This window comes from Agrobacterium sp. CFBP 3001, assembly GCF_027871605.1.
Taxonomy (GTDB): Bacteria; Pseudomonadota; Alphaproteobacteria; order Rhizobiales; family Rhizobiaceae; genus Agrobacterium; species Agrobacterium leguminum.
In genome coordinates this window covers 169751-187932 of sequence record NZ_JAQAHD010000004.1, presented here as the reverse complement: position 1 = coordinate 187932, position 18182 = coordinate 169751, and the positions used below count along the sequence as shown (strand labels likewise).

Below are 18182 nucleotides of genomic sequence, written 5' to 3'. Positions count from 1 at the left end.
CGTCATCATGGCCACTGTCACCAGCGCCAGCACCAGCACCGGGTTCAACCCGCAACGCACGGCGTTTTCAATCATCGCAGCAGCCAGCTTCTGCCACATGCTGAACGACATCATGCAATCGCTGCTGACGTCGCTTTACCCGCTGCTGAAAGCCAATTACGCGCTCGATTTCGTGCAGATCGGCCTGCTTACCTTCGCTTTTCAGGTCACCGCCTCGCTGCTGCAGCCCGTTGTCGGCATGGTGACGGATCGCTGGCCGATGCCGTTCTCCCTGCCCGTCGCCATGCTGTCCACCTGCGCCGGCCTCATCACGCTCGCCTTCGCCCATAGTTTCGAGGTTCTGGTGATCGGCGCCTGCCTCATCGGCATCGGTTCGGCGATCTTCCATCCGGAAGCTTCCCGCGTCGCGCGCCTCGCATCCGGCGGCCGCCATGGTCTGGCCCAGTCATTCTTCCAGGTGGGCGGCAATACCGGCACGGCCATCGGCCCGCTGCTCGCCGCCTTCATCGTCATCCCGCTCGGTCAGACGAGCCTCAGCTGGTTCTCGCTGATCGCGCTCGTCGGTTTTGGCGTGCTTTCCTGGGTTGGCGTCTGGTACACCCGCCATCGCCGCGCAACGGTCGGCAAGGCTCCGGCCAGCCGCACCCTTCCCCTTGCCCGTAGCACGGTGATCATGACGCTTCTGGTGCTGGTGGTTCTGACCGCTACCAAGAATGCCTATCTCGCCAGCCTGTCCAGCTACTTCACCTTCTACACCATCGACAAGTTCGGTCTTGGTGTTCAGGACGCGCAGGTTCTGCTGTTCCTCTTCCTCGGCGCTTCGGCACTGGGCGTGTTCTTCGGCGGCCCAATCGGCGACCGCTTCGGCTCGCGCATCGTCATCTGGTTCTCGATCCTCGGCGTCATTCCCTTCGCGCTGCTGCTGCCCTATGCGAACCTGTTCTGGACAGCCATTCTCGTCGTCGTCATCGGCTTCGTGTTCTCCTCCGCCTTCTCGGCCATCGTCGTGTTCGCGCAGGAACTGGTGCCGGGCCGCGTCGGCCTCATCGCCGGCATGTTCTTCGGTTTCGCCTTCGGTTTCGGCGGCATCGGGGCGGCAGTTCTGGGCGTTTATGCGGATAAGGAAGGCATCGAATTCGTCTACCGCATCTGCTCCTACATGCCGCTGCTCGGCCTGCTCACGGTGTTCCTGCCCAAACTGCCGAGCCACCGTTAAAAGCCTCGCGTTCAACGCTTTTCAACACGGCGGTCACCTGTGATACTCAGGTGACCGCCGTATTCCGTTGAGCAAAGCCCTACCCATGCAAATCCCGATAAAATCGATCCTCGTTTTCCACGCCGCGGCAAGGGCGGGCAGTATTTCACGGGCGGCGGAGGAACTGAGTGTCACACCTTCGGCCGTTTCCCAGCAGATCCAGTTGCTGGAAGGCCAGCTCGGCACGACCCTGATGGCGCGAACCGGCCGCAAGGTGACATTGACGGAAGCGGGCGAGCGCTATTTCTCGATGATCACCGCCCAGATCGAGCAGATATCGGACGCCACCGACAGTATTCGCGGCTTCCGCTCTGTCACCACGCTGACGATCCGGGCGACGCCGACCATATCCAACAAATGGCTGCTGCCGCGTCTCGGCTCGTTTCTGGAGGAGCATCCTGAACTGGAAGTGCGCCTTGACGGCACCAACGAGCCCACCGATTTTTCGCAGGAACTCGTCGATATAGAGCTGCGCCATGGCGATGGCCGCTGGCCGGGCCTCTTCGTGGAAGGGCTGGTGGAGGAGGAATTCCTGCCGGTCTGTTCGCCGAATTATAAGGGTGCGGGTAAATTTCTGCCCGAGGAATTGCAGAACCAGCGGCTGATCCATTCGGTGAAGGCGCAGGCGCAATGGAACCACTGGTTCCCTCTGGCCGGCGTGACAGCCGAAAAGCACTGGCGGCGGGTGCTGTTCGACCGCAGCCACATGGCCATCGATGCCGCCGTTCTCGGCATTGGCGTGGCGCTGGAAAGCACCTTGATGATGGAGCGGGAGCTTCAGGACAAAATGCTGGTGCCGGCCGTGACGGACGCGCCGCGCATCAAGCTCGTCACCCAATGGATCGTCTGCCCGCATTCCCATCTGCGGCAGAGAAAAGTGACGCTTTTTCTGGAGTGGATGCGAAAACAACGCGACGAGTGGCAAGCCCGTCGCGTTGTCTGATGTTTCAGGCAATCCGTTTTCGCGTCAATAAAGCCCCATCAGCCGGATTGGCCCGAGCGTCAGCACCGGGAACAGCACCAGCGCGAAGATGGCGAGCGTCAGCACCGTCATCGGCGCCAGCGAACCGCGAATGACATCCTCGATCTTCATGTTCGCCACCTGTGCCGCCGCAAACAAGCAGACCCCCACCGGTGGCGTCACCAGCCCGAGCGTCAGCGTCATGACAGTCACGATCAGGAAATGGATCGGATCGATGCCCAGTGCCTCCACCGGCGGCATCAGCACGGGGATGAGGATGAACATGGCAGGGATCGCTTCCATGAAGATGCCGATGATCAGCAGGAAGACGAAGATGACGAGCATACCGGTCATCGGGCCAAGGTTCATGGCCTTCAAAAGCTCGGCCACCTGTTCGGGCAGCCCATCGAAGGTGAAGACCCAGGCGGCAAGCTGCGAGGTAGCGGCGATGAACAGGATGGTGCCGGAAATGCGCGCCGTCGAGATCAATATTTCCGGCAGCTCCCGCACCGGCAGCGTGCGATAGACGATAACGCCGAGCACCGCGACATAAACCACCGCGATGGCAGCGGCCTCCGTTGGCGTGAACAGGCCGCTGGCAATGCCGATGATGAGGATCAGCGGTGTCAGCATCGGCAGGATTGCGCGCAGACCGGTGACGACCACCAGACGGAAATTGAACGGTGTCGGCGGATTGTAACCGTAATGCACCGAATAGAAGTGGTTGAAGACGAGGAAGGCGAAGGCGATGAAGAGGCCGGGCACCAGACCCGCGATCAGCAGCGTGCCGATCGACACATTGGCGATGGAGCCGGCAATCACGATCAGGATCGACGGCGGAATGATCGAGGAGAGCGTGGAGGTGCAGAGCGTCATGCCGACGGCATAACCCTTCGGAAAACCGTGGCGCTCCATGGCCTTGATCTCGATGGCGCCGACCGAGGCGATATCGGCGACGGACGAGCCGGAGACGCCGGAAAAGATGACCGACGAGATGACGTTGACATGGCCGAGACCGCCGGGAAGCCAGCCGACCATGGCCTCGGCGAAATCGAAGATGCGCTCCGCCACACGCCCTCGTTCCATGACGGTGCCGACGAGAATGAACAGCGGCACGGCGACGAGGAGGAAGGAGTTCATCGACGAGAACATCGTCTGCGACAGCAGGTCCATGGGCATGGAGGTGAAGAGCCAGAGCGTGCCGACACTGGCGAGCGCGAGCGCGATGGCAAGCGGCACGCCGAGCATACTGAGACCAAAAAAGGCGACGAGAAGAAAGACCGACATGGCTCAATGTCCTGCTGAAATGGAAATATCGGCATGGGCGATCTCATCCGCCGGCAGGCCAAGCTCGGGAAGCGCGATAAGCTCCCGGCGGCTGCGCAGCGATTCGATGATGGCCAGCACTGCGATGACGGCGGAAACCGGCAAGACAATGCCGATGGTCCACATGGGGATCGGCAGGGTGGCGGCGGTCTCGTTCATCATGATCTGCTGGCGCACCAAAGTGAGGCCCGTCCAGCCCATCATGCCGAAAAAGAACACCGAGGAACCGACATAGATCGGCACCGCCAGCCGCCGGAAGAAGCGGTGAAACAGCACCAGAAACACCACGACACGGGCGCTTTCAACGGTGCGGAAACCGGCCGCAAGGCCAAGGAAGACCATCCAGATGAAAAGAAAGCGGGTCGCCTCCTCGGTCCAGGGAAGCGGGCTGCCGGCAAGGCGGCCAATGACCTGAAGAAGAACGACGATGAGAATGCCGGCACAGGCTGCCCCTGCGGCCACATCGGCGATGAGTTTAACGATGGTGCCGAGCACCGAAGGTTTCGTATCGTTCATGACAATACCCTTCCACTGCTGAAACCGGATATCCGGTAAAACGAATGCCACCCTGCCTCTGCGGCAAAGCAACCCTTGCTGACGTTGGGGAAGGCCGGACCGAGATCCGGCCTTCCCTGCGCGAAAACGTCAGTTCGTCTTGAGGAAAGCCTGCGTCTTGTCGAAGAACGCCTGATCTTTCACCAGTGCGGAGAACTTCGCCGAAAGCCCGGCTGCGACCTCTACGAAGGCCTTGCGTTCGTCATCGGTCAGCGTGTTGACCTCCATGCCGTTCTTCTTCAGCGTTTCGAGCGACTTGTCGATATCGGCAGCGTCGTTCTGCGCCTTCCAGGCTTCGGTCTCGGTGGCTGCTTCCTTCAGCGCGACCTTGAAGTTCTCATCGAGACCTTCGAAGCGGGCCGGGTTCATGCCCAGCACCCAGGCGTCAGCGATGTGATTGCTGATCGTCAGATACTTCTGCACTTCATAAAGCTTTGCGCTGACCGGCACGTTGACCGGGTTTTCCTGCCCGTCGACAACTTTCAGCTGAAGAGCGTTATAGACTTCGGCAAAGGCCATAGGCGTCGGAGCAGCGCCCATGGCGCCGAAGAACTCGACCCAGAGCGGATTGTTCGGCACCCGCAGCTTCATGCCCTTGAGATCGGCCGGCGACTTGATCGGCGCCTTGGAATTGGTGATCTGGCGCAGCGGCCGCGACCAGAGATCGAGCCCGAGAATGCCGATTTTGCTGAGATCGGTGGAAAGTTCCTTGCCGAGATCGCTGTCGAGATAGACCCGGAGCTGGTCGATATCGCGGAACTGGTAGGGAATGGCGATGGCCGTGAACTTGGGATTGAAGGTCGCGTAAAGCGAGGTCGAGTTCAACAGCATGTCGAGTGAACCGCCGGCCAGCTGCTTGACACCCGCTGAAGGGTCGCCGCCATAAAGCGTGCCGTTCGGAAACACCTTGATCTTGAGCTTGCCATCGGTCTTTTTCGAAACGATCTCGGCAAACTTGTTGGCGGCAAGCGTGATTTCGGACGTATCCGCATCGGGCGTCGAAAGCGTCAGCGTTTCGGCCTGCGCGATGGATGCGACCAGCATGGTGGCGGCCAGAGCCAGCCCGTAAAGTTTTGAAATTTTCATGTGTTCCTCCCTTTGTCGTCTCTCAAACAGTTTCGAGCGTTCCTCCGAACGCATTCATGCGCTTAATCTCAAGGATCACACCGCTGTGATCAAGCTCGCCCGCGCCATGCTCGACCATGGAGCGGAACAGCCGGTCAACCTCCTCGCCGACCGGTAGTCTGAGGCCCCGGCTTCTGGCGAAGGCCAGCGCCGTGGACGTATCCTTCACCTGATATTTCGCCGGCCCGCCGGGACGGAAATCGCCTTCCACCATGCGTTTGCCGTGCTGGCGGAAAACGGTGGATTCGGCAAAACCGCCCAGCAAAGCCTGGCGCACCTGCGCCGGGTCGGCTCCCCCCGCTTCAACCAGCGTCAACGCTTCGGCAACGGCGCAGATTGTCGAGGCGACGATCAGCTGGTTGGCGAGCTTGGCCAATGAGCCGCAGCCCACCGGCCCGACATGGGTGACGCGGCCAAGGCAATTGAGGAGTGGCCGCAATGCATCCACATCCTGCTGTTCGCCGCCGGCCATGATGGCGAGCGTTCCTTCGATCGCTCCCTTTTCACCGCCGGAAACCGGTGCGTCGACATAAGCGACGCCATAAGCCTTGGCCACCTCTGCCTGTTCCCGTGCGCTGTCGACCGGGATGGAACTCATCACCAGCAGAATAGCACCGGGCTTCATGTTGGAAACGACACCCGAGGCACCGAGCAGAACCTCGTCACAGACCGGCCCGGAACTCAGCATGCAGATGACGACATCGGCTTCGACCACGGCTTCGGCAGCAGTGGCCGCCGGCTGCACGCCTTTTGCCGCCAGAACCGCAGCTTTTTCAGCGCTGCGGTTCCAGGCTTTGACGGAAAACCCGGCCTCCGCCAGACGCCCCGCCATGGGGGCACCCATGATACCCGTTCCGATAACGGCGATCCGGCGAATGTCAGCCATCTTTTCCATCTTTCAGAGCCATTGCCGGTTCAGGAAACGCACCGGCAGTTCTTCTTCGATAAGGGCGGGAAATGCTTCCCGAAACCGGTCGAGATGCGGTGTTTTGAGATGATCGTCGAAAGCCTGCCGGTCGTCGTAGACCTCGTAAAACACCACATTGTTCCCCGTTTCCGGCCGCACCACGTCGAATTGTCGGCAACCCGGTTCATCCTGAACCGAATGCTGGGCGTCATCGCGTGCGGCGTCGAGAAAGGCATCCATCGCGTCAGGCTTCACCCGAAATTCCGCGATCACCACGAAAGCTCCTTTCGACATGTTCCGTTCTCCGTCCATTACGCAGCTGCGTCTTTTTGCGGACGGAAGCGGTTTTCCATGTCCTGACGCAACTTCACCACATCGAGGTCGTTCACCAGCTCCACATCGTCGAAGCTGACGATCTGGTCCTTCTTGATGGCGCGCTTCAGTTTGACATTATGGGCAAGGCCAATCGGCAGCGCCTTCATATCGAGGCTGCGGGTGGCCGGAATGGCGTTAGCCCAGACCGCGTATCCGCCCTCGCCGTCCAGCATCTCGCCCGGTGCCATATCCTTCTTCGCCGTGGCGACGGCATCGCCGCGGAACTCCTTGGAGCAACCGGTCGCTTCGTTGCGCAGCACGGCGGAAAGCACGCTGATCGAGGTTTCCAGCCCGATGATGTGGAACGGACGCCACATGGAGGCGTACCAGCCGGACGGATCCGTCAGCAGGCCATATTGCTTGAAGCAGGCGCGGGCATATTCATTGTGGGCCTTGAAGGTGACGAAAACACCATAGCGGATGTTATTGAACACCTCGCGTCCATCCGGCTCCTGGCTTGCGGCAATGTCGACGAGGCCGGAACGCGCCATGCGGCCGCCATCGGCGGCGGGACGGAAAACACGGGCGAGATCGTGCAGGCCGGCCGGCGGGAAAGCCAGACCGTCATCCGGGCAATCCAGTCCCGTACCGTTGGCGACGGCCGCCATTTCAATGGCAGCCTTGGTGCCGTCGGTGAAGGAATTGTACATTTTCGGATTGAAGTCACCCTTGGCCACTTCCTCGTCCGTCCAGCCGAAATAACCCCAGACCGTGTCCGGCGTCGAATAACGGTAACGCGGCTCGAAATTCATGCCCTTGCCGGCGGAAACGACCTCGAAACCGGTGGCGCGCGCCCAGTCGACCAGCTCGCAGATCAGCGCCGGCTGGTCGCCGTAAGCCATCGAATAGATCAGGCCCTTGGCGCGGGCCTTTTCGGCAAGGATCGGCCCGACCATGACATCGGCTTCGACATTGACCATGACGACATGTTTGTTGTGGTCGATGGCGCCCAGCGCATGGCGCGCGCCGGCCAGCGGATGGCCGGTGGCCTCGATCACGCATTCGATCTCGCCGCAGGCGAAAAGCTCGTTCACATCGTCGGTCACATAGGTCTTGCCGCTCTTCAGCGCCTCGGCGCAGCTCTTCGCATCGTAACGCTCCTTCGGCCAGCCGACGCGATCCAGCGATTCCTTCGCCTTGCCGACATTGAGGTCTGCGACGGCGACCATATGGAAACCGGCAATGCGCTGCGCCTGCGCCAGCACCATGGAGCCGAACTTGCCCGCGCCGATGAGGCCGACCCGCACGGGTTTGCCGCCGGCTGCACGCGCTGACAGAAGAGAATAGAGATTCATGTTTTGACATCCTTCGCTGGGGAAATTGCTGGCGAGAATGTCCAGACTGCCCGGCGAAGGCCATGCGATACCAAGGCTGCGAAGGTTCACCCCTCGCGGCGCTGGCCACATGACGTTTCTGCGTTCCTCCCGGATCCCGGCACGCCTTTGCGCCGGCTCTCGCGGTCGCCTCCCAAAGCAACCTTGAGAACAGAGTAGGAGCGTTCAAATATTAGTTCTATTTAGAAAATCAGATTCTTTGTTTAGCTTATCTAACAGATCATCAGGCCGATTTGCGCAGCATCAGATCGGCGCTGAGGAGAATGCGCTCGCGCATCCGCGTCGTGTCATCCGCCTCCTCGTCCAGCTTCTGCAACAGAAGCTCAATCGACAGCCTGCCGATCTCGTTATAATTCTGCGCCACGGTGGTAATCGGCGGACAGGCATAACGCGACAGCGGATGATCGTCATGGCCGGCCACCCTGAGGTCATAATCCGCACCATGGCCGACCCTGAGGCCCTTCTGGAAGGCGGCTGCGATGACGCCGAAGGCGATACGGTCGTTGGCGCATAGAATGGTGCGCGATGGCAGAGAACCCGCCCCTTCCAGCAGCCGGCCCGCCTCATCGAAGGCGAAACGCTCGAAATCCCAGGTGACAATGTCCGGAACCTTGATCACCTGCGGCTCGAAACCAAGGCGCCGCATGGCCTCCTCATAGGCGGTGCGACGCGTGGCGGCATTGGTATTGACCTGCGGCATGTCGAAGAAACAGGGCGGCTCGCCCGAGCGGCAGAGATAATCCACCATCAGCCCGACACTCTGGCGGTTGTCGGTGCCAACAAAGGCCGAGGTCTCGTCGAGCGGCGAATCGACATAAACGATCGGAATGCTGGCGGCGAGTTGCTCCAGCGTGGCGCGGTGGGATTTGACGCCCAGCGGCGCGATGATCGCGCCGGCGACATTCATCGACTTGAAAGTGCGGATGGCGCGGTCTTCGATTTCCGCTTTGCCATCCGATGACAGCACGAAAGCAAGGAAGCCCGCCTCGTTGGCGATGAGCTCGATACGGCTCGTCAGCGCCATATAGAACGGATCGGTGGAATTCGGGATGATGATGCCAATGATATTGGAGCGGCGGCGGTTGAGGTTGACGGCGAAAATATTAGGCCTGAAGCCCGATTTCTTCAGCGCATCCTCGATGGCGTCCCGGGTCTTCTTGCGGACCGAGGCCGGATCATTGAAGTATTTCGAAACAGTCGGGCGCGAAAGGCCGACGAATTCCGAAAACTCTTCCATCGTCCTGATAGATTTGGCCAAAGTGCTTGCCCCCATGAAATATTACATGTGGTACTTTATATCGACCGGCCTTCGCACGAAAAGCCGGTCGACTGCGGTTATCAACCACCAAACGATCATTCGGCTGCAAATTGCACTTTCATGGTGGCCGGATCGGATGGTTTCTTCGTAAAGAACGGCAGCATCTCCGAAAGCGGCAGCCGGTGCGAGACGAGCCGCGCCATGACATCGCCATCCGTTTCCAGAATGGCAAGCGCCTGCGGTATGTTGCGGTTCAACGAATGCGAACCGACAAGCTTCAGCTGACGCCTGAAGATTTCGAAGGGTGCGACCGAAATGCGGGCATCCGGCGCGCAGACGCCGAAGAACAGCGCCGTGCCGCCATCGGCAACCAGCGGGATCATCGCTTCCGCAACGGGGGCGATACCGGTGGCATCGGCCACGACATCGAAAGACTTCTGTTGCCGCAGCAGCGCTTCCGAACCGGAAACCGCCACCTTAAGCCCGAGACCTTCGGCAAAAGCCAGCCTGCTTTCGTTGATATCGGCAATCGTCACCGTCTCGACGCCGCGCGCTTTCAACGACAGGGCAAGCAGCAGGCCGATGGGACCGGCGCCAAAAACCAGCGCATTTTCAGCCACCGTTCCGTTCTCGCCGATACCCGCGCTCTGCATGCCGTTGACGACGCAGGCAAGCGGTTCGGCCAGCGCCGCGACATGATAGGGCATGGAGCCGATGCCATGCAGGTGATCGGCGCGCACCAGGCTGAATTCCGCGAAACCACCGTTATGGGAGACACCATAGGCCTTCAGCGTGCTGCACAGATTGGTCAGCCCCTTCCTGCAACTCGGGCAGGTGCCGCACGGTAGATTGGGGTCGACCACCACCCGGTCGCCGGCCTTTACGCCCGTCACATCGGCGGCCACGGCCGCAACTTCACCGGCATATTCATGCCCCGGAATGACCGGAAAGGCACCGTCGCCGTAACGCGCGTGGAGAACGTCGATATCGGTGTGGCAAAGCCCCGAAGCCTTGACCCGCACGAGCGCGTGGCCAGGCGGCAGATCGGCAACGGGAACTTCCGCCAGAACGGCCTGTCCCTTCTCGACGAATTGAATGGCATGCATGGTCATCTCCGGCTTTTCAGCTCATCCAGTTGCCGCCGTCGACATTATATGTCTGGGCGAGAATATAGTCGCTGTCGGAAGAGGCGAGGAAAACCGCGAGACCCTTGATGTCATCGGGCGTCGCAAAACGGCCGATCGGCACGGATTTCGCCACCGCCGCCTTCTTCTCACCCGGCTTCAGGCCTTCCCATTTGGCGAATTCCGCATCGACCACTTCCCAATGCTCGCCATCCACCACGCCCGGTGCAATGGCGTTGACATTGATGCCGTGCTTGACGAGCGCGAGCGCCGCCGACTGCGTGGCGGAAATGATCGCCGCCTTGGAAGCGCAATAAAGCGTGACGAGCGCTTCGCCGCGACGGCCGGCCTGGCTTGCCATATTGATGATCTTGCCACCGCGCGCCCGCTCGATCATCACATTGGAAACCGCCTTCATCATGAACAGCGGTCCCTTGAGATTGATGTCGAAGACCCGCTCATAACTCCGTTCGGTAATGCCGTTGATCGGCGCCATGTCGAAGATCGCGGCATTGTTGACGAGAATGTCGATGCCGCCGAATTCCTGATCTACCGCCTTCACCACGGCGTCGATCTCGGAAAGATCGGTCACATCCAGCTTCACGGCCTTGGCGGCAGGGCCGATGGCCGCGGCGGAAGCCGTCGCGCGGGCAATATCGATATCGGCGATAATCACCTTCGCGCCTTCATCGGCAAAAGCCCGCGCAAAACCAAGGCCGATGCCGCGGGCGGCGCCGGTAATCAGCGCGACCTTGTTCTTCAATCTCATGTCGATCTCCATGATGCATGGCGGGTAATCTGGCCATGCTCTTTTGTTGTTCGATGCTTTTCCTCACTCCCCTCATTCCTGCTTGTTGCAGGAATGCAGCCGACACGGCTCTCACGCGGCAAGAGAGTCCTTCCAAACCAAGGACTTGGGCTGGCTAGATTCCTGTGACAAGCACAGGAATGAGGAGACGGGTGCGAAAGCCCCACCCATGCCGCCCGCCGCCAAAGTGACGAACGGGCGGCACGCCGGGAGGACGCGGCTACTTGATGTAGCCCGCGCGGGTCATGTCACGTTCGACCTGTTTCTGTGCGCCTTCGAGCGCCGCATCGACGGTCTGCTGGCCGGAGAGGGCTGCCGCGATCTGCTGGCCGACAACCGTACCGATGGACTGGAACTCCGGTATGGCGACGAACTGCACACCGGTATAGGGCACCGGATCCTTGGTCGGCTTGGACGGATCGGCCGACATGATCGCCTTCAGCACGGTATCCGCGAAAGGCGCGGCCTTCTTGTATTCCGGCAACTCATAGGTGGATTTGCGCGTGCCCGGCGGCACGGCCACCCAGCCTTCGCTTTCACCAACCGTCTTCACATAGTTCTTTGAGGTCGCCCATTTGACGAAGGACTTGGCGGTTTCAAGCTTCTTCGTGCTGTTTGGAATGGCGAGGTTCCAGGACCACGACCAGCTCGACCCGTTCGGCGTTGCCTCGACCGGAGCACGCGTAAACGCGGTCTTGTCGGCAACCTGGCTCTGCTTGGGGTCATAAACGCGGCCCGCCGCTGAGGTGGCGTCAATCCACATGGCGCAACGGCCGGATGAAAACAGCGTCTGGTTCTCGTTGAAGCCGTTGGCGGCCGCGCCGGGCGGGCCGTAGGAGCTCATCAGCGCCACATAATCCGAGATCGCCTTTTTCCACGGCTCGCTCGTCAGCTGCGGTTTCCAGTCCATGTCGAACCAGCGGCCGCCATAGGTGTTGATCATGGTGCCGAGGAAGGCCATGTTCTCGCCCCAGCCCGGCTTGCCGCGCAGGCATATGCCATATTGCTGTTTCGACTTGTCGGTCAGCTTGGCAGCGAAATCCTTGATCTGGTCGTAGGTCGGATTATCCGGCATCTTCAGGCCGGCGGCGTCGAACAGATCCTTGCGGTAAAGCGTGAACGAGCTTTCGGTGTAGAACGGCACCGCGTAAAGCTTGCCATCGACAGTCAGGCCCTTTTTGATCGGATCGAGCAGATCGGCGTAATCGTAATCGTCGCCGAGATCGTCGACCGACGCCAGCCAGCCCTGCTTGCCCCAGATCGGCGCTTCGTAACCGCCAATGGTCATGATGTCGAACTGGCCGCCATTGGTGGCGATATCGGTGGTGACGCGTTCGCGCAGAACATTCTCTTCCAGCACGATCCAGTTGATCTTGTTGCCCGTCTCCTTCTCCCAGGCGCTGGAAAGCTTCTGCATGATGATCATGTCGCCGTTATTGACGGTGGCGATGTTGATTTCCTCTGCCTGCGCCAGACCGGCGAAAAGGCCGATGCCAACCACGGACGATGACAGAATTCCAGTTAATTTGCTCATGAGACCCGCTCCTCCTTTACGGATGTCCACGCATAACAATACATGCGTAAATTTTTTATCTCGCAAAATCCGCGCTCTTGTCAACGTCCGAAAATAAATCGGAGCATGGAGACATCGTCGCCAGCACCAGTAACTCACTGTTTTAAAACGGATAATATCATAAAAAATTATTTCCCAAGGCGTTCCTCTTGCTGCGATGCAACAAAATTTTCGTCATCTCATATATTGACGCGCGTAAATTTTTGAATGATATCCGAAAACCAGAAGCCCTCGGGACGGCGGGATTACCTCCGCCAAAAGGACGGGAGCCGAATGCATATGGAGGAGACGATGAGGCAGACATCCGCACTGGCGCCGCACACGAAAGGCCCGACCATCACGGCCGGCGAAATCCTCGTGGAGATCATGGCGACGACGGTGGGAAGCGGCTTTCTCGAGCCGCAGGCGCTGATCGGCCCCTTCCCGAGCGGCGCACCCGCCATCTTCATCGATCAGGTGGCGCGCTGCGGCGGAGCCGCCGGCATCATTGCGGCAGTGGGTGACGACGATTTCGGTCGTCTCAATGTCGAGAGGCTGCGCGGCGACGGCGTCGACGTCTCAGCCATCGCTACCATCCCCGATCGGCCAACGGGCAGCGCCTTCGTGCGTTACCGGGAAAACGGCGCAAGGGACTTCGTTTTCAACATCGCCCATTCGGCGGCCAGCGAAACGCATATGACGGCTGAAGCGCAGGCTCTCATCGAAAAAGCCGGCCATGTGCATGTCATGGGATCGGCCTTCGCGATTGCCGGCATTGGCGAAATCATTCTCGAAGCCATCAGACGCGTCAAGGCGCGCGGCGGCTCGGTCTCCTTCGATCCCAACATCCGCAAGGAACTGGCGCAGGGCGATGCCGGCCGCAGGCTGATCGACGATCTGCTTGGTGTTACCGATCTTCTCCTGCCTTCCGGCGAGGAACTTCAGGCGGCCTCCGGGCTGAATGACGAGGAGGCGGCGATTGAAAAGCTGCTTGCCTCCGGTATCGGCGAAATCGTGCTGAAGCGCGGCGCGGATGGCGCAAGCCATTTCAGCCGCGCCCATGGGCGCATCGACGTCCCCGGCTTGCGGGTCCGCGAAATCGACCCGACCGGTGCCGGCGACTGTTTCGGTGCGACCTATCTCACCTGCCGCCGCCTCGGCATGCATCCGCAAAAGGCGCTCACCTATGCCAATGCCGCCGGCGCGCACAATGTCACCCGCCGTGGCCCGATGGAGGGCGCCGCCAGCCTTTCCGAACTCGACGCCTTTCTGGCCGCGCAACTGTCGGAGGAAATCCTGTGACCGGTATACTCGAAAATCTCGCCGCCGCGCGCCGCTCCGGCAAGCCCGCCGGCATAACCTCCGTCTGCTCCGCCCATCCCGTGGTTCTGCGCGCCGCAATCCGCCGTGCCGCCGCCGGCAAGACACCGGTGCTGATCGAGGCGACCTGCAATCAGGTCAATCATCTCGGCGGTTATACCGGCATGACGCCACGGGACTTCGTCAGCTTCGTCAACAGCATTGCCGAGGAAGAAGGGTTGCCCCGCGAACTGGTGATTTTTGGCGGAGATCATCTCGGCCCCAATCCCTGGCGCAGGGAAACGGCCGAGGAAGCGCTGACAAAAGCCGCCGCCATGGTCGAGGCCTATGTGACGGCGGGTTTTCGCAAGATCCATCTCGATGCCTCGATGGGCTGCGCCGGTGAACCGGCGGCGCTGGACGACGACACGATAGCCAACCGCGCCGCCAAGCTTGCAACCGTCGCCGAAAAGGCGGCCGCGGCTGCCGGCCTGCCGAGACCGCTTTATATTCTCGGCACCGAGGTGCCGGTGCCGGGGGGTGCGGACCATGTGCTCGACACCGTCGCACCGACGCAGCCGCAGGCGGCGCGCCAAACCATCGACCTTCACCGCGAAATATTCGCGCGACACGGCCTTTCCGATGCGTTCGAGCGGGTCATCGCCTTTGTCGTGCAGCCCGGCGTGGAATTCGGCAGCGACAATGTCGTCGCTTACGACCCGCAAGCGGCCACCGCCTTGAGCGCCGTGCTGGACGCCGAACCGCAACTGGTCTTCGAGGCCCATTCCACCGATTACCAGACGCAGGCCGCCCTCACGACACTGGTATGCGATGGATATCCCATCCTGAAAGTGGGCCCCGGCCTGACCTTCGCCTATCGCGAGGCGCTTTACGCTCTCGACATGATCGCCTCCGAGATGATCGGCGATTATGGCGACCGTCCTTTGGCGCGCACCATGGAGGAGCTGATGCTTTCCTCACCCGGCGACTGGCGCGGACATTACCATGGCGATGACATCACGCTGCGATTGCAGCGCCACTACAGCTACAGCGACCGTATCCGCTATTACTGGACGCGGCCGGAAGCGCTTGCGGCCGTTTCCGCCTTGCATAAGGCGCTGGATGGGAAGACAATTCCCGAACCCCTGCTGCGCCAGTATCTCGGCGAGTTGCCGCTCGCGGCAGTTGCAGGAAAGGATATGGAGGAGGTTCTGGTCGCGGCAGTGGATCAGGTGCTGGCGACCTACCATGCGGCAACCGGCGAAGATCGTCACTAAGACAATCGTTAAATTGGGATGCCCCGGCGGGAGACGTTGCGGGTATCGGTCAGGGAGGGGAAACTCATGGCAACCCGAAACACGAGCGGATTAGCGCGGGTCATGCTTGCGCCATCGGTGCTGTTGTTGCTGGTGTGGATGATCGTGCCTCTGGCGATGACGCTCTGGTTCTCGTTCCAGAACTACAATCTCCTCAATCCGGCCAATGTCAGCTTCGCTGGTCTGTTCAATTACCAGTATTTCTATACCGACCCGGCCTTCTTCCAGTCGATCTGGAACACGCTTCTGATCGTCGGCGGCGTGCTGCTCATCACGGTGGTTGGCGGCATCGCCATTGCGCTTCTGCTCGACAATGACATTTTCGGCCAGGGCATCGTGCGCATCATGATCATCTCGCCCTTCTTCGTCATGCCGCCGGTGGCCGCACTGGTCTGGAAGAACATGATCATGCATCCCGGTTACGGCGTGCTGGCCGATCTCTCCCGCTTCTTCGGTTTCCAGCCGGTCGACTGGTTCGCGCAGTTTCCGCTCTTGTCCATCATCATCATCGTCGCCTGGCAATGGCTGCCGTTCGCGACGCTGATCCTCTTGACCGCCCTGCAGTCGCTCGATGGCGAACAGAAGGAAGCAGCCGAGATGGATGGCGCCAACTTCGTCAACCGCTTCGTCTATCTGACGCTGCCGCATCTGTCGCGCGCCATCACCGTCGTCATTCTGATCCAGACGATCTTCCTGCTCGGCGTCTACGCGGAAATCCTCGTCACCACCAATGGCGGCCCCGGTTACGCCTCCACCAACCTCGCCTTCCTCATCTATCGCACAGCACTTCTGGGCTACGACGTCGGCGGCGCTTCGGCCGGCGGCATCATCGCCGTCATCCTCGCCAATATCGTCGCCATCTTCCTGATGCGCGCCGTCGGCAAGAATCTGGATCGGTAGGGGGAGCGCGATATGACCATGGTTTTGTTCTCTGGACGGCCTTCCAACCTCCCTCATTCCTGTGCTCGTCACAGGAATCCAGCCGACGTGCGTCGGCGCGGCGGGAAGACTCTTTCTCAGCCCAAAGACTTGGGCTGGCTGGATCCCTGTGACAAGCACAGGGATGAGGGTGGAGCGGATGTCTCCGTCTCCACACAAAAACAGCGCCGTGCTTTTGCCGCTATCGCTTCAGGGGAGGTCTAATCATGGCCCGCAAGACAACCACTCGCGCAAAGATCGGCTTTTCCATCGCGGCCTGGGCCGTGGCGCTGCTGCTGTTCTTCCCGATCCTTTACGCCTTCCTCACCTCGATCAAGACCGAGCCCGAGGCAATCGCCGGCTTCAGCCTCATTCCGTCGGGCACGCTCGAGAATTACGTGACGGTCCAGACCCAGCGCGATTACTTCAAGCCGTTCATGAACTCGGTGGTGCTGTCGCTCGGCTCGACGATCATCGCGCTGATCATCGCCATTCCCGCCGCCTGGGCCAAGGCGTTCTCGCCGACCAAGCGCACCAAGGACATTTTGATGTGGATGCTCTCCACCAAGATGATGCCGGCCGTCGCCGTGCTGGTGCCGATCTATCTGATCTTCCGCAATGCCGGCCTGCTCGATACCCGCATCGGGCTCACCATCATGCTGACCTTCATCAACCTGCCGATCGTCATCTGGATGCTCTACACCTACTTCCGGGAAATCCCCGGCGAGATTCTCGAAGCCGCCCGCATGGATGGCGCATCGCTGTGGAACGAGATCGTCCATGTACTGACCCCGATGGCGGTTCCGGGCATTGCCTCGACACTGCTCTTGAACGTCATCCTCGCCTGGAACGAATCCTTCTGGACCATCCGGCTGACGACCACCAATGCCGCCCCGCTGACGGCCTTCATCGCCTCCTTCTCAAGCCCGCAGGGGCTGTTCTGGGCAAAACTCTCGGCCGCCTCGATGATGGCGATCGCCCCCATTCTCGTCATCGGCTGGTTCTCGCAGAAACAACTCGTGCGTGGCCTGACCTTTGGCGCCGTGAAATAAGGAACGACAAACATGGGCAGCATTTCCCTTCAGAACGTGTCCAAGCTCTTCGGTGAGGCAAAGGTCATCCCGTCGATCGATCTCGATATCAACGACGGCGAGTTCGTCGTCTTCGTCGGTCCCTCCGGCTGCGGCAAGTCCACGCTGCTGCGCCTCATCGCCGGTCTGGAAGATGTTTCCGGCGGCAAGATCGTCATCGACGGCAAGGATGTCACCGAAAAGGCGCCGGCCGAGCGCGGCCTTGCCATGGTGTTCCAGTCCTATGCGCTTTATCCGCATATGAGTGTCAGGAACAACATCGCCTTCCCGCTGAAGATGGCCAAGCTCGACAAGGCGATCATCGATAAGAAGGTCGAAGACGCGGCCCGGGTGCTGAACCTTACCGATTATCTCGAGCGCCGGCCCTCGCAGCTGTCGGGCGGCCAGCGCCAGCGTGTCGCCATCGGCCGCGCCATCGTGCGCGAACCTTCCGCCTTCCTGTTCGACGAGCCGCTTTCCAACCTCGATGCGGCGCTGCGCGGCACCATGCGGCTGGAAATCTCCGAGCTGCACAACACGCTGAAGACAACGATGATCTACGTCACCCACGACCAGGTGGAAGCCATGACCATGGCCGACAAGATCGTCGTGCTCAACCGCGGCAATATCGAGCAGGTCGGCTCGCCGATGGAGCTTTACCGCTCCCCCGCCAACCTCTTCGTCGCCGGCTTCATCGGCTCGCCGCGCATGAACCTGGTGACCGGCGATTATGCCCGCCAAAAGGGAGCCACCACCGCCGGTGTGCGGCCGGAGCATCTGGTGCTGTCGAAGGAAAGCGGACTGTGGCAGGGCAAGGTCACCGTCGCCGAACATCTCGGATCGGATACCTTCCTGCATCTCGAGGTGAACGGCATCGGGCCGATTACCGCAAGGACCGATGGCGAGTTCGAGTGCAAACACGGCGATACCGTCTTCATCACGCCCGATGAGACCAAGATCCACAGGTTCGATGAGAAGGGTGTGGCGATATCGGCCTGA

Annotated in this window: 17 protein-coding genes; 7 read left to right on the top strand and 10 right to left on the bottom strand. The window is 60.6% G+C overall.

Annotated elements, in window-relative coordinates; all coding sequences use genetic code 11:
- Positions 1-7 precede the first annotated feature (7 nt).
- Positions 8-1216: an MFS transporter gene (locus tag PH605_RS07810; RefSeq protein WP_142844545.1), complete on the top strand. Its 1209-nt coding sequence runs from the start codon at positions 8-10 to the stop codon at positions 1214-1216.
- A gap of 85 nt (positions 1217-1301) precedes the next feature.
- Complete coding sequence (locus PH605_RS07805; protein WP_142844546.1) at positions 1302-2198, top strand: LysR substrate-binding domain-containing protein; 897 nt, start codon at positions 1302-1304, stop codon at positions 2196-2198.
- 24 nt (positions 2199-2222) lie between these two features.
- Here the strand turns inward: PH605_RS07805 and PH605_RS07800 are convergent, their stop codons facing one another.
- From PH605_RS07800 to PH605_RS07755, 10 genes are all read right to left on the bottom strand, one after another.
- Entirely contained in the window at positions 2223-3503 is a 1281-nt protein-coding gene (locus PH605_RS07800) for a TRAP transporter large permease (RefSeq protein WP_035225683.1), read from the bottom strand.
- 3 nt (positions 3504-3506) lie between these two features.
- Positions 3507-4058, bottom strand: coding sequence for a TRAP transporter small permease (locus PH605_RS07795; RefSeq protein ID WP_078053641.1), 552 nt, complete (start codon positions 4056-4058; stop codon positions 3507-3509).
- Positions 4059-4187: 129 nt separating this feature from the next.
- Positions 4188-5183, bottom strand: coding sequence for a DctP family TRAP transporter solute-binding subunit (locus tag PH605_RS07790; RefSeq protein WP_142844547.1), 996 nt, complete (start codon positions 5181-5183; stop codon positions 4188-4190).
- Between the two features lie 22 nt (positions 5184-5205).
- Positions 5206-6108: an NAD(P)-dependent oxidoreductase gene (locus tag PH605_RS07785; protein WP_142844548.1), complete on the bottom strand. Its 903-nt coding sequence runs from the start codon at positions 6106-6108 to the stop codon at positions 5206-5208.
- 12 nt (positions 6109-6120) lie between these two features.
- Entirely contained in the window at positions 6121-6423 is a 303-nt protein-coding gene (locus PH605_RS07780; protein ID WP_078053652.1) for a putative quinol monooxygenase, read from the bottom strand.
- 17 nt (positions 6424-6440) lie between these two features.
- On the bottom strand, positions 6441-7799 hold the full coding sequence (locus tag PH605_RS07775) for an NAD(P)H-dependent oxidoreductase (protein WP_161987801.1): 1359 nt from the start codon (positions 7797-7799) through the stop codon (positions 6441-6443).
- A gap of 262 nt (positions 7800-8061) precedes the next feature.
- Positions 8062-9075, bottom strand: coding sequence for a LacI family DNA-binding transcriptional regulator (locus tag PH605_RS07770; protein WP_142844626.1), 1014 nt, complete (start codon positions 9073-9075; stop codon positions 8062-8064).
- 116 nt (positions 9076-9191) lie between these two features.
- On the bottom strand, positions 9192-10202 hold the full coding sequence (locus tag PH605_RS07765; RefSeq protein ID WP_142844550.1) for a D-altritol 5-dehydrogenase: 1011 nt from the start codon (positions 10200-10202) through the stop codon (positions 9192-9194).
- A 16-nt stretch (positions 10203-10218) separates the two neighbouring features.
- A complete protein-coding gene (locus PH605_RS07760) occupies positions 10219-10989 on the bottom strand; it encodes a galactitol 2-dehydrogenase (RefSeq protein ID WP_142844551.1) in 771 nt (256 codons plus the stop codon).
- 259 nt (positions 10990-11248) lie between these two features.
- Positions 11249-12562 carry an ABC transporter substrate-binding protein gene (locus PH605_RS07755; protein WP_161987802.1) on the bottom strand — a complete coding sequence of 438 codons (1314 nt, stop codon included), beginning with the start codon at positions 12560-12562 and terminating at the stop codon, positions 11249-11251.
- Positions 12563-12874: 312 nt separating this feature from the next.
- Between PH605_RS07755 and PH605_RS07750 the strand changes: the two genes are divergently transcribed.
- The 5 genes from PH605_RS07750 (at position 12875) to PH605_RS07730 (ending at position 18182) form a co-directional block, all read left to right on the top strand.
- Positions 12875-13882 (top strand): tagatose kinase, encoded by a 1008-nt coding sequence (locus PH605_RS07750; RefSeq protein WP_161987803.1) that lies wholly within the window; start codon positions 12875-12877, stop codon positions 13880-13882.
- Positions 13879-15156 (top strand): D-tagatose-bisphosphate aldolase, class II, non-catalytic subunit, encoded by a 1278-nt coding sequence (locus PH605_RS07745; protein ID WP_142844553.1) that lies wholly within the window; start codon positions 13879-13881, stop codon positions 15154-15156. Before PH605_RS07750 ends, PH605_RS07745 begins: the two co-directional genes overlap by 4 nt.
- Before the next feature lie 66 nt (positions 15157-15222).
- Positions 15223-16095 (top strand): carbohydrate ABC transporter permease, encoded by an 873-nt coding sequence (locus tag PH605_RS07740; protein WP_104679882.1) that lies wholly within the window; start codon positions 15223-15225, stop codon positions 16093-16095.
- Positions 16096-16340: 245 nt separating this feature from the next.
- Positions 16341-17165 carry a carbohydrate ABC transporter permease gene (locus PH605_RS07735; protein WP_142844554.1) on the top strand — a complete coding sequence of 275 codons (825 nt, stop codon included), beginning with the start codon at positions 16341-16343 and terminating at the stop codon, positions 17163-17165.
- A 12-nt stretch (positions 17166-17177) separates the two neighbouring features.
- Positions 17178-18182: an ABC transporter ATP-binding protein gene (locus tag PH605_RS07730; protein WP_142844555.1), complete on the top strand. Its 1005-nt coding sequence runs from the start codon at positions 17178-17180 to the stop codon at positions 18180-18182.

What these genes read in the sequence shown, in the direction of transcription:
- PH605_RS07785 (WP_142844548.1), bottom strand. Translation starts at nt 6,108, where the DNA reads ATGGCTGACATTCGCCGGATCGCCGTTATCGGAACGGGTATCATGGGT.
- PH605_RS07775 (WP_161987801.1), bottom strand. Translation starts at nt 7,799, where the DNA reads ATGAATCTCTATTCTCTTCTGTCAGCGCGTGCAGCCGGCGGCAAACCC.
- PH605_RS07735 (WP_142844554.1), top strand. Translation starts at nt 16,341, where the DNA reads ATGGCCCGCAAGACAACCACTCGCGCAAAGATCGGCTTTTCCATCGCG.
- PH605_RS07730 (WP_142844555.1), top strand. Translation starts at nt 17,178, where the DNA reads ATGGGCAGCATTTCCCTTCAGAACGTGTCCAAGCTCTTCGGTGAGGCA.
- PH605_RS07810 (WP_142844545.1), top strand. Translation starts at nt 8, where the DNA reads ATGGCCACTGTCACCAGCGCCAGCACCAGCACCGGGTTCAACCCGCAA.
- PH605_RS07765 (WP_142844550.1), bottom strand. Translation starts at nt 10,202, where the DNA reads ATGCATGCCATTCAATTCGTCGAGAAGGGACAGGCCGTTCTGGCGGAA.
- PH605_RS07740 (WP_104679882.1), top strand. Translation starts at nt 15,223, where the DNA reads ATGGCAACCCGAAACACGAGCGGATTAGCGCGGGTCATGCTTGCGCCA.
- PH605_RS07780 (WP_078053652.1), bottom strand. Translation starts at nt 6,423, where the DNA reads ATGTCGAAAGGAGCTTTCGTGGTGATCGCGGAATTTCGGGTGAAGCCT.
- PH605_RS07790 (WP_142844547.1), bottom strand. Translation starts at nt 5,183, where the DNA reads ATGAAAATTTCAAAACTTTACGGGCTGGCTCTGGCCGCCACCATGCTG.
- PH605_RS07755 (WP_161987802.1), bottom strand. Translation starts at nt 12,562, where the DNA reads ATGAGCAAATTAACTGGAATTCTGTCATCGTCCGTGGTTGGCATCGGC.
- PH605_RS07795 (WP_078053641.1), bottom strand. Translation starts at nt 4,058, where the DNA reads ATGAACGATACGAAACCTTCGGTGCTCGGCACCATCGTTAAACTCATC.
- PH605_RS07760 (WP_142844551.1), bottom strand. Translation starts at nt 10,989, where the DNA reads ATGAGATTGAAGAACAAGGTCGCGCTGATTACCGGCGCCGCCCGCGGC.
- PH605_RS07770 (WP_142844626.1), bottom strand. Translation starts at nt 9,075, where the DNA reads ATGGAAGAGTTTTCGGAATTCGTCGGCCTTTCGCGCCCGACTGTTTCG.
- PH605_RS07805 (WP_142844546.1), top strand. Translation starts at nt 1,302, where the DNA reads ATGCAAATCCCGATAAAATCGATCCTCGTTTTCCACGCCGCGGCAAGG.
- PH605_RS07750 (WP_161987803.1), top strand. Translation starts at nt 12,875, where the DNA reads ATGCATATGGAGGAGACGATGAGGCAGACATCCGCACTGGCGCCGCAC.
- PH605_RS07800 (WP_035225683.1), bottom strand. Translation starts at nt 3,503, where the DNA reads ATGTCGGTCTTTCTTCTCGTCGCCTTTTTTGGTCTCAGTATGCTCGGC.